Here is a 14,520-nt window from a genome sequence, read left to right on the forward strand (position 1 = left end):
TTGACAAGCCAGTGACCATTTAGCACAATCAAACGCCACTTTTTTTCCGCGGGACAATAATTTATGACAACTGAATCCCCAAGCTACTCCACGATCGAGCAAGCCTTCTCCCTCGGGAACGGGCAAGATTCTGCCCTCAACTGGTTGCGCAAGAATCGCAGTCAGGTTGCCATCTTCCTGGTGAGCGGCATCAAGCTGGAGGGGACCATCAGCGGTTTCGACCAGTACAGCGTGCTGTTGACCGATGCCCATGGCAACCAGCAGCTGGTCTACAAGGCCAAGATCTCCACCATCGCCATGCACTCCGGCCGTCCCCAGGTCAGCATACAGCGTGCCCGCAAGCCGCGCGTCTCCATGGCGCCGCGTCCCCATGGCGCCCCCGGTCGTTACGATGACAATCAGGGCGGCGGTAGCAGCGAGCAGTAATGCGCTTTCCTGAATCACCCCCACGCCATTGCTGCGTCAAAGGGTGACCGAGTCCATTCTCATTTATCATGTCTGTCCCGTATGAGAATGGACTCCACTCTTCCTCCGAGTGGATCCACCTGTTTCACCGCCCTTCACTTCAATACTGCAAGTCGACCGGTCTGCCATCCCTGACCATGCAGGTCTGCATCCCCGCAGCCTGACCGGCCTGTACGCCAATTCCCGTATCCTCGAACACCAGACAGGTCGCCGGCTCGACCCCCAGCCGACGTGCAACCAGCAGAAACGTATCTGGATGGGGCTTGTGCAGATCCACATCGTCGGCGGTCACCACCACGGGGAAGTAACGATCCAGCCCGGTATTGCGCAGCACGGCCTCGGCATTGATACGGGGCGAGCCTGTGCCTATCCCCATGGGAATGAGGCCGTGATGGCGCTGAACCAGTTCCAGCATGGCCGGAAAGACGGTGACCTTGTGCAGGTTGGCCACGTAGTGATCCGTCTTGCAACGGGTCACTACCAGCGGATCCAGGGCGATCTGCTGCTGCTCGGCGACCAGCAGGGCGATTTTGCGGCTCGGCATGCCACCGAGTTCATAGAACCAGTCGGCATCGAAGTGAAAACCAAACTCCCGGGCCGTGTGCGCCCAGGCGGCAAGGTGCAGCGGCATTGAGTCCACCAGAGTGCCATCGAGGTCAAATACCAGGCCTTGAAATCCGGAGAGGGTCATAGTGCGGGGTCTGTGTCTGAAAATGGGTCCCCATTCTAGCCAGAGCCGCGCCCCGTCGCCATGACCTAGGTGGCGAGAAACGCTTGCCCCCACATTTGTGCCTGAAAATAGATGGGGGTCAGCTTGGCGGGATCCAGCTGGTAGTTAGGCGCCAGCTGGGCAAGCAGCGGCCAGTTCCCCTGCTCATAGGTCTTCACCAGCTGGAACAGATGAAAGAGCGGCCCCTCACTGGACTCGAGCGCCCGCTTCACATCCTTGGGCAGATGGGCCTTGAGCTGCTCGGAGAGCAGCGAGCCATCCAGCACCAGCCCCACCAGAAACGCCCAGCTGGCGACGGCCTTGCCGAGCGCGGTCACGGCGATCAGCTCGCAGAAACGGCCACGGGCGATGGCCATGCGGGTACAGGCCTCCGGCATGTGCTGACTGACCCGCGCCAGCCCGTAGATGAGCACGAACTTGCGGATCTCCTGCTCCCCCAGATAGGAGAGCGCCCGCGTGACCGAGACGATGGGACTGGCGTGATCGAAGCCGGGGGCGTTGACATAGGTCATCAGCTGGCCCGGCAGCCAGGCGTCCTGCTCCAGCAGGCTGGCGACCCTGGCAAAGGAGAACTCCTCATGGCAGATGATTTGCAGTATCTCCTGCACCAGCTTCATGTCCGGCTGGGCGGCGCGCTGATTCACCAGCTCGGGACGCGCGAGGAAACCGCCGGCAAAGAAGTCCACCCCCGCCTCCTTGAGCGGCAGAAAATCGCCCCAGGTCTCGATGTCGAGCGCCATCCGCTTGTGCTCGGTCGGCTGACTGATCCCCTCCTCCCCCATCCAGAACACCAGCAGACGGGAGGCATTGAACCATCGGGGCTCGCGCTGGGCGCCGTGCACGGCCAGGCGGCGTCGATAATCGCGCCACTGGGCCAGCACGGGAAACGAGGCGGGCAACCGCTCGGTCGAGGCCTCGACCAGTGGGATAGTGTCCTGATCGAACAGCAGGGGACGTTGCTCATCGAGTTGTTCATGGCTGAAGGGCAGCAAGTATTGGCGCCCCTGGGCCAGCAGACGGCATTGCGTCGCGAGAAGAGTCCATTCGGCGGGGTCGGCAAGCTGATAGTCCATGCCATAGGCAACGAGGGCGAGACGACGATTGAAGATGGGATAGCGACGTAACAACATGGGCTCACCGATAGGCTAGCGTACACGCCCTCCCCTGCGACTTGGCATGATAGAGCGCCTGATCGGCCTGTTCGGTCAAGCTCTGCCATGTTCCATCCAGCGAGGGAACCAGATAGCTAAAGCCTATGCTAACCGTAATGAAATCAGCAACTCGGGAAGCCGGATGTGGGATCTTTAATTCACTGAGCCCCTCGTGAATCCGCTCCGCCAACCGCTCGGCCTCTTCGGGTTGCGGGCCGCACAGCAGGATCACGAACTCCTCCCCGCCATAGCGGGCCACCAGGTTGGTGCGTCGCCGCTCCGCCTCCTGCAGCAAACTGGCCACCTGTTGCAGACACAGATCCCCCTTGGCATGGCCGAAGTGATCGTTGTAGGACTTGAACTCGTCCACGTCGATCATCAGCACCGCCAGCAGGCCCTGGTGACGACGGGCCCACTCCCACTCCCGCTGCATGGTGAGATCCCAGTGGCGACGGTTGGCTATGCCGGTCAGGGGATCCTCCAGCGACAGCAGCGACAGTCGCTTGTTGGCCGCCTCCAGCGCCCGGTTGGTCTCCGCCAATTGCATGGTGCGCTCGCTGACCCTCAGCTCCAGCTCCCGGTTGAAGCGCTCCAGCGCGGCCTGGGTGCGCTGACGGATCAACAGCTGGGAGAGCATGGCCGCATACTGCTTGAAGATCTCGCTCTGGTACGCCTTGAGCGGCCGCCGCCACAGCAGGTTGTCGGCGGCGATCCAGCCGATGGGTGTGGCGCCGTCCCACAGCGAGACCATGGCATTCCAGCCGCGCCCCACCTCCTGCTTCTCGTAGTAGAGCGGCGCATCTTCCAGCACCAGCACATAGTCCTTGCGGCGCAGAGCCTCCTGCACTGTGGGGTGCTCCGGAATGGGGCTGATGAAGTGGTGCTCGTCGATGAGTTCACCCGCCTCGTTGGTGCCCCAGGTGCCGTGCATTGTCTTGAACTCGGCGTCGACCAGGAAGATGGCGATGCGGTCGAACTGCAGATCCTGACGGGCCAGCGCCACCGCATCGTGCAGCAGTTGATGCTCGCTGTCGCAGCGGGAGAGTTTGACCCCCACCTGATGCAGCGCCTGCAACATGCTGAGGAAAGAGTCTTGCAGCGCCTGGCTGCGGATGAGATCGGCCTGGGTGTGCCTGCGCTGATCCCGCTCCTGATCGATCTGGCTGGCGAGCAACCGGCTCTCCAGCTCGGCGGCCAGGTAGTGCATCAGCAACTGGATGCTCTGCTGTTGGCGTCGGGAGAGGCGATCGAGGCGACGGCGAGTCTCCAGATAGACCACGGCCTTGAGCCCCTTCTGGCGTTTGAGCGGGAAGCAGGCACGCAGGCGTGGAATTTCGGGTTCGACCGTCTCCCAGACATCGGTCGTCGGGGCTATCTGCTCCACCACCAGCTGGCCCTTGTCGAAGGCATGCTCGATGAAGATGACGGGGAGTTTGAGGGGGGCGGCAATGTCCGCATTCAGGCAGATCAGCCCCTGATCGAGCTGAAAGCTGTAAAGTTGGGACTCGGGAGCCCGCAACCAGAGGTAAATTTGTTCGGCTTCTGTCTTTTCCCTGACCGCTGCCAGCGTCACTTCACAGAGATGTTCAAAACTGGTGAAGTGCTCTGGATCCCATTCCTGCATGCCTGCCATCCTTGGTTGTATCCAAGCGAGTATATCGGCAAACCTTGCACATTAATTGACTAGGCAGTCAAAAGCGCGATCCAGAGCCCAATTTTTATAACAAATTCAATGCCTGCATCGCACTGCGGATGCGTTCGCGGGTCGCCTCGGACAGCGGCATCACCGGCAGGCGACACTCTTCGCTGCAAAAGCCCAGCAGGGAAACCGCATACTTGGCGCCCGCCGGGCTCGGCTCGGCGAACATGGCCTGATGCAGCGGAATGAGCGTGTCCTGCAACTCACGGGCGGCCTGCCACTCACCGGCCAGCGTCAGGTTCTGCACCTCGGCCACCAGCTTGGGTGCCACGTTGGCCGTCACCGAGATGCAGCCCTGGCCGCCACCTATGTTGTAGGCCACCGCCGTGGCATCTTCGCCGGAGAGCCAGGCAAACGGCTTCTTGATCAGCTGGCGCTCGGTCCAGGGGCGGGCCAGGTCGCCGGTGGCATCCTTCACGCCGGCGATGCGCGGCAGCTCGGCCAGGCGGGCCAGAGTCGCCGGTTGCACGTCCACGATGGCGCGCGGCGGAATGTTGTAGACGATGATGGGCTTGGTCGTCGCATCGTGCACCGCCTTGAAGTGGTGGTAGAGCCCCTCCTGATTGGGACGGTTGTAGTAACCGGCCACATGCAGGGTCGCATCGGCCCCCGCCTGCTCGGCGTGGCGGGTGTATTCGATGGCTTCGACCGGGTTGTTGGAGCCGGCGCCGGCAATCACGGGAATGCGTCCCGCCACCTGCTTGACCACCAGTTCCACCACCCGGCAATGCTCGTCGTGGGTCAGGGTCGGGCTCTCACCCGTGGTACCGACCGGCACTATGCCGTGGGTCCCCTGCGCTATGTGCCACTCCACCAGACGGGCCAGTGCGGCCTCATCCAGCTGGCCCTGTCGAAATGGGGTGATCAGGGCAACTATCGAACCTTGAAACATGGGATTTCCTTCTCCGTTGACTCGCATATGGCAATAAAAAAACCCCGGTACGGGCTGCGCAACCGGGGTTTGAATCTTCTCAGGGATGAGAGGTTACGCGCGAACGTTAGCAGGCCCGAATGTCAGGCTTTTCTTGTGCTTTCGTTTCAACCCGTTGAACCGCATTTCATCATCTCTGGTCAAAAAATGGTGTCTGGGCATATTTCGGGAACACGGCATAAATGTCAAGGCGAAAGGGGCTATGTATAATGGCCGCCCAAAATTGTGTGGAGAGACCCGATGAGCAGCCCTGTCAGTGCCGTCAGCCAGATGCTGGAACGAAACCAAGCCCTCTTTGTCGGCAAGCGGCTACTTGTCTGCGGGACGCTGGAGGATGACTATCCCCGCCAGCTGGCCGAGCTGGCCCTATCCCTGACAGTATTCACCACGGACTATTGCTACTACCGCAGCCAACAGGCCGCACTGGGGGACGCCATCCAGTTCGATCACCAGCTCGGCGGTGCCCCCCGTTTCGATGCCCTGCTGCTGCTGATGCCCAAGGCCAAGGCCGAGGCGCAATATCTGCTGGCCATGATGGCCCCCCTGCTGGAGGCAGGCGCCGATCTGTTTCTGGCCGGTGAGAATCGCGGCGGCATCAATGGCGCCGACAAACTGCTGGCCCCTTACGGCGACAAGCCCATCAAGCGCGACTCGGCGCGCCGCTGCTCCCTCTATCACGGTGAGCTGAGCAAACCGGTAGCGCCATTCGAACTGGACGCCTGGTTCAGCCGGTATGAATGCAAGGCGGGTGAGACAGAACTGACCGTGCTGGCGCTGCCGGGGGTATTCAGTGCCGATGAGCTGGATCTGGGCAGCCAGATGTTGCTGGCCAGCCTGCCGCCGATGCGGGGCAAGCTGCTCGATTTTGGTTGCGGCGCCGGTGTCATAGGGTCAATGCTGGCCAAGCGTAATCCGGATCTGGCGGTCAGCATGGTGGATATCAGCGCGCTGGCGCTGGAGTCGAGCCGCCGCACCCTGGCCGTCAATGGCTTGCAGGGGAAGGTTCATGCCTCTGACGTTTACTCCGACATTGCTGAAAAGTTTCAACATATCGTCTCGAACCCTCCCTTCCACGCCGGGCTCAAGACCTTCTATGCGGCCACCGAAACCTTCCTCGCCAAGGCACCGGAATACCTGTCGGTGAATGGCGGTCTGACCATAGTCGCCAACGCCTTCCTGCGATATCAGCCTATACTGGATACGCACTTCAAACGGACCGAAGTGGTCAACAGCGACAGCAAATTCAAGGTGTATCTGAGCAAAGTGTAACCGGTGTAATAAAACAAGTAGAGGGCCCCATCCGGGATCTGATAAGGTAATTGTCAATCGTTTAACCACCCCTTTAGGGGTGTTTTTTTGCAGTGAGCTGAAAACCTTTTCATATCATAAATTCAGGGAGAGAAATACGATGGCAGGCATACTCACCATGATACTGGCAGGCGGCGAAGGAACCCGTCTCCAGCCGCTTACCACCACTCGCAGCAAGCCCTCTGTCCCGTTCGGCGGCAGCTATCGACTGATCGACTTCGTCCTCAACAACTTCGTCAACGCAGACTTCCTGCGCATCTACGTATTGACCCAATTCAAGTCCCAGTCCCTCTATCTGCACATGAAGAAGGGCTGGAACATAGTCGGCATCACGGACCGCTTCATCGACCCCATTCCTGCCCAGATGCGAATGGGCAAACGCTGGTATGACGGCACGGCCGATGCCATCTACCAGAACCTGCGTTTCATCGAGATCTCCGACCCCGAGCACGTCTGCATCTTCGGCTCCGACCACATCTACAAGATGGATGTGAGCCAGATGGTGACCTTCCACAAACAGAAGGCCGCCGCCCTGACCGTCGCCGCCCTGCGCATGCCCATCGAGGAGGCGAGCGCCTTCGGGGTGATCGAGGTGGATCAGGAAGGGCGCATGATAGGCTTCGAAGAAAAACCCAAACATCCTAAGCACATCCCGGGGGATCCCACCCAGGCACTGGTCTCGATGGGAAACTACATTTTCGAAACCGAAGCGCTCTACCGCGAGCTCAAGCGCGATGCCGCCGAGGAGAACTCCAGCCACGATTTTGGCAAGGACATCATCCCCAGCCTGTTCCCGCGCGCCCCCGTCTATGTCTACGACTACAGTACCAACGTGATCCCGGGCGAGAAGCCCAACGTCTACTGGCGCGACGTGGGCACCCTCGACTCCTATTGGCAGGCGCACATGGATCTGGTGGCGGACGACGCCCCCTTCTCCCTCTACAACCGCAAGTGGCCGCTGCACACTCACTATCCGCCCCTGCCGCCAGCCACCTTCGTCGATACCGATGACTGCAAGGTCAAGATTGCCAACTCCCTGATCTCCGGCGGCTGCTTCATTCAGGGCAGCCAAATCCAGCGCTCCATCCTGGGTTTTCGCTGCAACATAGGCCCCTGCAGCCACATCAGCGAGTCGGTGTTGCTCGGGGATGTGAAGATTGGCGAAGGCTGTTCCATTCGGCGCGCCATCATTGACAAGAACGTTGAAATTGCACCCGGCACCGTGATCGGTGAAAATCTGGACCATGACAGAGAGAGATTTACCGTATCCGAAGGCGGTATCGTCGTGGTACCTAAGGGAGCAAGAGTTGGCTATTAACCTACTGAAAATCCTGTTTGTTGCCTCGGAAGTTGAGGGGCTTGTGAAGACCGGGGGCCTGGCGGACGTGGCCAGAGCCCTGCCGCTGTATCTGGCCCAGAAGGGCCATGACGTCAGGATCATCTTGCCCTTCTACAAGACGATCAAACGCCGTGATGAGGCCAGACTGATCGCCTCGCGCTGGTTGCCAACCCATCCGGGACTGCCGGATATCGGCTATCGCATCTATCAGATGGAGCTGGAAGGAGTCTGTGTCTACCTGCTCGACTGCCCGCAATATTTCGATCGACCCCAGCTCTACGCCGAGAACAACCAGGCCTATGGCGACAATGGTGAACGCTTCGCCTTCTTCTCGGCCGCGGCCCTGCATGCTTGCGAACAGCTCAACTTTGCCCCCGACATAGTGCACTGCAACGACTGGCATACCGGTCTGCTGCCGCTGCTGCTCAAGTCCCGTCATGCCCATAACCCCTTCTTCCAGCACACCCGCAGCGTGATCAGCATTCACAACGCGGCCTTCCAGGGGGTGTTCGGTCGGGAGCAGTTCTGGGCCATGCCCGAGATTGCCGAGTATGAACAGCGCATCAGCTACGACTACGGTCACATCAACCTGCTCAAGTGCGGGGTGCTCTATGCCGACAAGATCAACGCGGTCAGTCCCAACTACGCCAGCGAGCTGCTGACTCACCTGGGCGCCCACGGCATGGCCAGCATCTTCCAGCAGCGGGCAGCCGACCTACGCGGCATTCTCAATGGCTGCGACTATCAGGACTGGGATCCGGCCTTCGACGACTTCCTGCCCGCCACCTATGACGTCGACAACCTCGCCGGCAAGCGGATCTGCAAACAGACGCTGCAACAGGAAACCGGCCTGCCGGTGGCGGATCTGCCCATCTACGGCATGGTGTGCCGGCTGACCGAGCAGAAAGGGGTGCACCTGTTGCTGCCGGTGCTGGACAAGTTCCTGCATCACAAGGTGCAGGTGGTGATAGTGGGCTCGGGGGATCCCTCCCTCGCCGCCCAGTTGCAGGCCATGGCCCAGCAGTACCCGGACAAGTTTGCCTTCATCAACACCTATGACGACCGGCTGGCCCACCTGGTGGAAGCGGGCGCCGACTTCTTCCTGATGCCCTCCCTGTTCGAACCCTGCGGTCTCAACCAGATGTACAGCCTGGCCTACGGCACCTTGCCGCTGGTGCGGGCCGTCGGTGGCCTCAAGGATACCGTAGTGGACTGGGATGCCGATCCTGAGCACGCCACCGGCTTCTGCTTCAACGATCCGACCGCCAACATACTGCTCGATGCCATGCGCCGCAGCCTGCTCTATTACCTGCAGGATCCCGAACGGTTTGCCAGAGTGCAGCGCAACGCCATGAACACCCGCTTCAACTGGCCGGACTCGGTCACCCAGTATGAGCAGATGTATCGGGACGCCCTGGCGCGTCAATGACGCTAATTGCTGAAGTTTTGTGCCCTTAGCACTGCTTTGAACGTCAACAGCGAAAAAAGTCCCCTTTGGCTGTTGACGCTCTTCCAAAACTCTATAGAATCCCCCACCGCAGTGATGCGAAGGTGGCGGAATTGGTAGACGCGCTAGCTTCAGGTGTTAGTGTCCCACGGATGTGAGGGTTCGAGTCCCTCTCTTCGCACCATACTGCAACATGCTTTTATCAGACAGCATGTCAATCCAGACTGATAACCCGAATGTGCGAAGGTGGCGGAATTGGTAGACGCGCTAGCTTCAGGTGTTAGTGCCCCCCGGGTGTGAGGGTTCGAGTCCCTCTCTTCGCACCATGCTTCTCCAGACAGCATGTAAATCAAAACTGGTAACACAATGTGCGAAGGTGGCGGAATTGGTAGACGCGCTAGCTTCAGGTGTTAGTGTCCCACGGATGTGAGGGTTCGAGTCCCTCTCTTCGCACCATGCTTCTCCAGACAGCATGTAAATCAAAACTGGTAACACAATGTGCGAAGGTGGCGGAATTGGTAGACGCGCTAGCTTCAGGTGTTAGTGCCCCCCGGGTGTGAGGGTTCGAGTCCCTCTCTTCGCACCATGATTCTGACATGTAAAAACAGAGCAATGCGCTCCAACCGCATTTAAAAACCAGCTGGAGAAAATCAGTGTGCGAAGGTGGCGGAATTGGTAGACGCGCTAGCTTCAGGTGTTAGTGTCCCACGGATGTGAGGGTTCGAGTCCCTCTCTTCGCACCATTCATTACATAAAAAGCCCATCACGCAAGTGATGGGCTTTTTGTTTTTACTCCTTGTTATGACTATGCTTTTGACGACTTACCGCCCATCGTCATGCCAAGGAACGCATATGATACTGGATACCGACATTCACAACTTCTACGAGCATCTGGTGCTCAAGGAGATTGAGAGACAGGGTCTGAACCTGACGCTGAACACCAACCAGATGGCCGATCTCTGCTGCCTGACCCTCAACCAGCTGCCCTCCCACTACATACGTCACGACGTCGACATGATCTACTTCCTGACCGATGCCAAGCGTACCGAGATGGAGAAAAACGTCATTGAGTCGCTCAAGCTGGCACAGGAGAAGGTTCAGAGCGCCCCCATCCCCTGATCCTCACCAGGGCTGCTGCCAGATCAGAGCCGCTATGCCGGTCATCCCGGCCACCGGCAGCAGGATAAGGGCAGGCCTCAGCCTGGGTTCCAGCATGACCCAGGCGGCCAGCACAAAGCCAAGACTCCAGATGCCATACTCCTTCTCCTGGCCCCAACCCAGCACGGCCAGCAGCCCGACCAACAACATGACTCTCACAATCCAGATCATGGTGATGCCTCCTCCCGCATTACTTGATAACGATTATCATTTGTATTTTAGGAGTATGCAATCGGACTTTTCTATCAGAGTCGAATGTCCCATAGGGGCAAACAGAGCACTCAAAAACGGGTTATGAGATCAACTAATTTGTAAGTTTTTCAATCAAAACTGCATTTTTGCTAAATCTGTTGGGATTTGCCCCCCCTGGTTTGTGGTAGATTGCGGCCTCTTTTTGGGTTGGCCCCTCGGGATACGTGTATCCACAGGACGAGAGGGACTGACCTTGGCGAGCAAGAGTTTAGGAAGTATCTATGCAAAACCAACAAAACCACATCCGACTACCGGGCATGTCGCAGGTGTTTACCTGCCTGGCCATTTTCCTGGCCCTGGCCTTCTCGTTTACCAGCGTGCTCGACCTGCCAATCCAGTTGGCGCTGTTCATCGCCTGGTTCGTCATCATGGGGCTTGGCATCAAGCTCGGCCATGATTACAAGTCCCTGGAGCAGGCCGCCGTCGATGGCGTCTCCAAGGGGATGGGGGCCATCCTGATACTGGTCTCCGTCGGTGCCCTGGTCGGCACCTGGATCGCCGGCGGCATAGTGCCCAGCATCATCTACTTCGGTCTCAAGGTGATACACCCCTCCATCTTCCTGCTGGCGACCCTGATCATCTGCTCCCTCACCTCCCTGGCCACCGGTACCTCCTGGGGCTCTGCCGCCACCGCCGGCATCGCCATGATGGGCATTGGCCACAGCCTGGGAGTCCCCGCCCCCCTGGTGGCCGGCGCCGTGCTCTCCGGTGTCTATTTCGGTGACAAGCTCTCCCCGCTCTCCGACTCCGTGGTGCTGGCATCGACCATGTCCAACGTCGATGTGGTGGAACACATCAAGGGGATGCTGCCCATCAGCCTAGTCTCCTATGTCATCACGGCCGTGCTGTTCACCCTGGTCGGCATGCAGTACTCCGGCAATGTCAGCCTGGAGCAGGTCAATCTGGTGATGGAGGCGCTCGACAAGCAGTTCAACATCACGCCGCTGGCCATAGTCCCCGTGGTGCTGGTGCTGGGCCTGCTGGCCAACCGCAAACCCGCCTTCCCGGTGATCAGCTTCGGCGCCCTGCTGGGCCTGATCTGGGCCATCGCATTTCAGGACATGGATCCGGTCAAGGCGATGCACTCAGCCTACAGCCCCTTCCCCATCATCTCCGGCATCGACTTCATCGACAACATCCTGGGTCGTGGTGGCATGGAGTCCATGCTGGGCTCGGTGGCCGTGATCATCTTCGGTCTGGGCTTTGGCGGCCTGCTGGAGAAGGTCGGTATTCTGGACGTGATTGCCGGCGCCTTCGAGAAGCGCATCAACAGCGTCGGCAGCCTGACCAGCCACACCATAGGCACCGCCTTCCTGGCCAACGTGTTCGGCTCGGCCATGTATGTGTCGCTGATCCTGACCCCCAAGATCATGGCCAAGAACTACGACCGGCTGGGACTGGCACGCAAGAACCTCTCCCGCAATGCCGAGTTCGGCGGCACCCTCACCTGCGGCATGGTGCCCTGGAGCGACAACGGTATCTTCATGGCCGGGGTGCTCGGGGTCGCCACCCTCGACTACCTGCCCTACATGTGGCTCAGCTTCACTTGCATCATAGTGACCATCACCCTCGCCTACCTGGGCAAGGCGGTGAACCGGGTTCCGCTGGTGGCCGCTGCCAGCTCCCGCTAATCGTTGCGAGATCAATGACAAAGGCGCCATCACGGCGCCTTTTGTTTGAGCGGGATTCGAGGTTAAGCTGGCAGACACCCCAGTCGCGAGTGGCAGGATGCCCAGATGAATTTTACCTTTCGCCAGATCCGCTATTTCGTCGCCGTGGCCGACAGCTTCTCGGTCAGCCGCGCAGCCGCCGAGCTGCACATCTCCCAGTCGGCGGTCACCAGCGCCATTCGCGAGCTGGAAACCGAGCTGGGCGCCGCCCTGTTCGAACGTAATCCGCGCGGGGTCAGCCTCACCACCCAGGGCCACCAGTTTCTGCTGCACGCCCGCCGCATCCTTGGCGCCATGACGGAGGCAGGCCAGTCCCTCAAGGCGGTGGCCCAGCAGGATCAGGGGCAGCTCACCATAGGGGTCACTACCCTGGTGGCCGGTTACTACCTGTCGGAGGCGCTCGGGCGCTTTCGCCGCGCCTTTCCGGCGGTGCGCATCGAGGTGAAGGAGGATGAACAGCCCTATCTCGAGCACCAGATAGTCAACGGCGAGGTGGACGTGGGGATCCTGATGACCAACCGCACCATCCGCCAGGAGGCGTTCGATACCGAGCTGCTGACCCGCTCGCCGCTGCGGGTCTGGCTCGCCGCCAACCACCCCCTCTGCGCCGAATCGACCCTCTCCCTCAAGGCACTCGGCGAAGAGCCCATGATCTCGCTGACCGCCGATCAGCTGGACCAGATCATCGGCGGCGGCCTGCGCCGCTACGGCATAGCGCCGCGCATCGTACTGCGTACCGCCTCGGTGGAGGCGGTGCGCAGCCTGGTAGCCAGTCAGCTCGGGGTTGCCCTGTTGCCGGACTTTGCCTATCGCCCCTGGTCACTGGAGCAGGAGCGGGTCGAGGCCCGCACCATCAAGGAGCCCATTCCCGCCATCGACATAGGGCTGGTGTGGCGGCGCGGCTCGCGGCTGGATTGGACTGCCCGCGAATTCATCGACATAGTGCGGGATCAGAGCCGCTTGCGGGCCCGTCAGCAGGTCTCTCGCTAACCGCTCCCGGAGACCTGACGACCGCATTTGCCACAGAAATTCAGATTCATCTGCACTCGATATCGATTTGGCAGATACCTCTGGCGTTAAAAATTGAAATTCTCATTACCACCGTCTTCTCCTACGCTCATGACTGGTTAACAGGATGTTAATTGCCATTGCGGTATCGCCATGGTTTCCGATCATGCAAGGAGAGCAAGATGAAACTGACCCCCCTGACCCTGGCCCTGATCCCCGCCCTGCTGGCAGGCCAGACCCAGGCTGCCCCCACCGAACTCGGCAAGGGTGAAGGCCAACTCAATATCGTGGCCTGGGCCGGCTACATAGAGCGTGGCGAGACCGACAAGAACTACGACTGGGTGACCGGCTTCGAAAAGGAGACAGGCTGCAAGGTCAGCGTCAAGACGGCGGCGACCTCGGACGAAATGGTGGCGCTGATGAACGAGGGGGGCTTCGATCTGGTGACAGCCTCCGGCGATGCCAGCCTGCGCCTCATCGCAGGGGGCAAGGTACAGCCGCTCAACCTGGCGCTCATCCCGAGCTACAGCAAGATAGATCCCCGCCTGCAGAGTGCTCCCTGGCACACGGTGGAGGGAAAGCACTACGGCGTGCCCTACCAGTGGGGTGGCAACATACTGATGTACAACACCAAGGTGTTCCCCAAGGCCCCTGACTCCTGGAGCCTGGTGTTCGAAGAGCAAACCCTGCCGGACGGCAAGTCCAACAAGGGACGGGTACAGGCCTTCGACGGCCCCATTCACATCGCAGATGCAGCCCTCTATCTGATGACCCACCAGCCGGCACTCGGCATCAAAGACCCTTACGAGCTGAACGAGGATCAGTACAAGGCCTCCCTCGAGCTGCTGCGCAAGCAGCGCCAGCTGGTGGGCCGCTACTGGCACGATGCCTTCGTCCAGATCGATGACTTCAAGAACGAGGGAGTGGTGGCCTCCGACTCCTGGCCATTCCAGGCCAACACCCTGATCGCCGACAAGCAGCCCATCGCCACCACTGTGCCCAAGGAAGGGGTCACCGGCTGGGCCGACACCAGCATGGTACACAGCGAGGCCAAGAACCTGACCTGCGCCTACCAGTGGCTGGAGCACTCCCTCAACAACAAGCTGCAGGGGGATCTCGCCTCCTGGTTCGGCTCAGTGCCCGTGGTGCCCGCCGCCTGTGAGGGCAACGCCCTGCTGGGGAAAGAGGGCTGCAAGACCAACGGCATCGACAACTTCGATCGGGTGCACTTCTGGCGTACCCCCGTCTCCCAGTGCAAGAGCCAGGGGACTTGCGTGCCCTACTATCGCTGGGTGTCCGACTATATTGCCATCCTGGGTGGTCGCTGATGCAGATTGATCAGCACGACATCCATCGGTTCCC

The 14,520-nt window shown here is 60.0% G+C and carries 13 protein-coding genes and 5 tRNA genes; 13 read left to right on the forward strand and 5 right to left on the reverse strand.

Going from position 1 to position 14,520, the window contains the following annotated elements:
- Positions 1-63 precede the first annotated feature (63 nt).
- The gene (hfq, locus tag IU367_RS18965) at positions 64-426 is read left to right on the forward strand and encodes an RNA chaperone Hfq (RefSeq protein ID WP_011707507.1); all 363 of its coding nucleotides are present in this window, start codon (positions 64-66) and stop codon (positions 424-426) included.
- 139 nt (positions 427-565) lie between these two features.
- Here the strand turns inward: hfq and IU367_RS18970 are convergent, their stop codons facing one another.
- The 4 genes from IU367_RS18970 to dapA form a co-directional block, all read right to left on the reverse strand.
- On the reverse strand, positions 566-1,156 hold the full coding sequence (locus tag IU367_RS18970) for an HAD family hydrolase (protein ID WP_043554408.1): 591 nt from the start codon (positions 1,154-1,156) through the stop codon (positions 566-568).
- 65 nt (positions 1,157-1,221) lie between these two features.
- Positions 1,222-2,325: an EAL and HDOD domain-containing protein gene (locus IU367_RS18975; protein WP_274452778.1), complete on the reverse strand. Its 1,104-nt coding sequence runs from the start codon at positions 2,323-2,325 to the stop codon at positions 1,222-1,224.
- Between the two features lie 4 nt (positions 2,326-2,329).
- Positions 2,330-3,970: a GGDEF domain-containing protein gene (locus tag IU367_RS18980; protein ID WP_241325563.1), complete on the reverse strand. Its 1,641-nt coding sequence runs from the start codon at positions 3,968-3,970 to the stop codon at positions 2,330-2,332.
- A 94-nt stretch (positions 3,971-4,064) separates the two neighbouring features.
- Entirely contained in the window at positions 4,065-4,937 is an 873-nt protein-coding gene (gene dapA / locus IU367_RS18985) for a 4-hydroxy-tetrahydrodipicolinate synthase (RefSeq protein ID WP_043554405.1), read from the reverse strand.
- Positions 4,938-5,216: 279 nt separating this feature from the next.
- Here dapA and rsmC point away from each other — a divergent pair, with 279 nt between their 5' ends.
- From rsmC to IU367_RS19030, 9 genes are all read left to right on the forward strand, one after another.
- Positions 5,217-6,245, forward strand: a complete 1,029-nt coding sequence (gene rsmC, locus IU367_RS18990) for a 16S rRNA (guanine(1207)-N(2))-methyltransferase RsmC (RefSeq protein ID WP_274452780.1) — start codon at positions 5,217-5,219, stop codon at positions 6,243-6,245.
- A gap of 97 nt (positions 6,246-6,342) precedes the next feature.
- Positions 6,343-7,602, forward strand: a complete 1,260-nt coding sequence (gene glgC, locus IU367_RS18995; protein ID WP_274454401.1) for a glucose-1-phosphate adenylyltransferase — start codon at positions 6,343-6,345, stop codon at positions 7,600-7,602.
- Positions 7,592-9,052: a glycogen synthase GlgA gene (glgA, locus tag IU367_RS19000; RefSeq protein ID WP_274452782.1), complete on the forward strand. Its 1,461-nt coding sequence runs from the start codon at positions 7,592-7,594 to the stop codon at positions 9,050-9,052. Before glgC ends, glgA begins: the two co-directional genes overlap by 11 nt.
- Positions 9,053-9,168: 116 nt before the next feature.
- Positions 9,169-9,254, forward strand: a tRNA-Leu gene (locus tag IU367_RS19005).
- 56 nt (positions 9,255-9,310) lie between these two features.
- A tRNA-Leu gene (locus IU367_RS19010) sits at positions 9,311-9,396 on the forward strand.
- Between the two features lie 44 nt (positions 9,397-9,440).
- Positions 9,441-9,526: transfer RNA gene (locus IU367_RS19015), tRNA-Leu, on the forward strand.
- A gap of 44 nt (positions 9,527-9,570) precedes the next feature.
- Positions 9,571-9,656: transfer RNA gene (locus IU367_RS19020), tRNA-Leu, on the forward strand.
- 71 nt (positions 9,657-9,727) lie between these two features.
- A tRNA-Leu gene (locus IU367_RS19025) sits at positions 9,728-9,813 on the forward strand.
- A gap of 109 nt (positions 9,814-9,922) precedes the next feature.
- A complete protein-coding gene (locus tag IU367_RS19030; protein ID WP_274452784.1) occupies positions 9,923-10,189 on the forward strand; it encodes a late competence development ComFB family protein in 267 nt (88 codons plus the stop codon).
- Between the two features lie 3 nt (positions 10,190-10,192).
- Here the strand turns inward: IU367_RS19030 and IU367_RS19035 are convergent, their stop codons facing one another.
- Positions 10,193-10,399 (reverse strand): hypothetical protein, encoded by a 207-nt coding sequence (locus IU367_RS19035; RefSeq protein WP_021141290.1) that lies wholly within the window; start codon positions 10,397-10,399, stop codon positions 10,193-10,195.
- 302 nt (positions 10,400-10,701) lie between these two features.
- On the opposite strand from IU367_RS19035, the gene nhaC reads away from it, so the two are divergent.
- From nhaC to IU367_RS19050, 3 genes are all read left to right on the forward strand, one after another.
- A complete protein-coding gene (gene nhaC / locus IU367_RS19040; RefSeq protein ID WP_274452787.1) occupies positions 10,702-12,111 on the forward strand; it encodes a Na+/H+ antiporter NhaC in 1,410 nt (469 codons plus the stop codon).
- A gap of 105 nt (positions 12,112-12,216) precedes the next feature.
- On the forward strand, positions 12,217-13,140 hold the full coding sequence (locus tag IU367_RS19045) for a LysR family transcriptional regulator (protein WP_043137224.1): 924 nt from the start codon (positions 12,217-12,219) through the stop codon (positions 13,138-13,140).
- Between the two features lie 200 nt (positions 13,141-13,340).
- A complete protein-coding gene (locus IU367_RS19050) occupies positions 13,341-14,486 on the forward strand; it encodes an ABC transporter substrate-binding protein (protein WP_274452789.1) in 1,146 nt (381 codons plus the stop codon).
- Positions 14,487-14,520 lie beyond the last annotated feature (34 nt).

Origin of the sequence: Aeromonas bestiarum (genome assembly GCF_028751155.1) — a bacterium.
Taxonomy (GTDB): Bacteria; Pseudomonadota; Gammaproteobacteria; order Enterobacterales; family Aeromonadaceae; genus Aeromonas; species Aeromonas bestiarum.

Coding starts and splice junctions, on each gene's coding strand:
- hfq (WP_011707507.1), top strand. CDS start 64: ATGACAACTGAATCCCCAAGCTACTCCACGATCGAGCAAGCCTTCTCC.
- IU367_RS18970 (WP_043554408.1), bottom strand. CDS start 1,156: ATGACCCTCTCCGGATTTCAAGGCCTGGTATTTGACCTCGATGGCACT.
- IU367_RS18975 (WP_274452778.1), bottom strand. CDS start 2,325: ATGTTGTTACGTCGCTATCCCATCTTCAATCGTCGTCTCGCCCTCGTT.
- IU367_RS18980 (WP_241325563.1), bottom strand. CDS start 3,970: ATGCAGGAATGGGATCCAGAGCACTTCACCAGTTTTGAACATCTCTGT.
- dapA (WP_043554405.1), bottom strand. CDS start 4,937: ATGTTTCAAGGTTCGATAGTTGCCCTGATCACCCCATTTCGACAGGGC.
- rsmC (WP_274452780.1), top strand. CDS start 5,217: ATGAGCAGCCCTGTCAGTGCCGTCAGCCAGATGCTGGAACGAAACCAA.
- IU367_RS19030 (WP_274452784.1), top strand. CDS start 9,923: ATGATACTGGATACCGACATTCACAACTTCTACGAGCATCTGGTGCTC.
- IU367_RS19035 (WP_021141290.1), bottom strand. CDS start 10,399: ATGATCTGGATTGTGAGAGTCATGTTGTTGGTCGGGCTGCTGGCCGTG.
- nhaC (WP_274452787.1), top strand. CDS start 10,702: ATGCAAAACCAACAAAACCACATCCGACTACCGGGCATGTCGCAGGTG.
- IU367_RS19045 (WP_043137224.1), top strand. CDS start 12,217: ATGAATTTTACCTTTCGCCAGATCCGCTATTTCGTCGCCGTGGCCGAC.
- IU367_RS19050 (WP_274452789.1), top strand. CDS start 13,341: ATGAAACTGACCCCCCTGACCCTGGCCCTGATCCCCGCCCTGCTGGCA.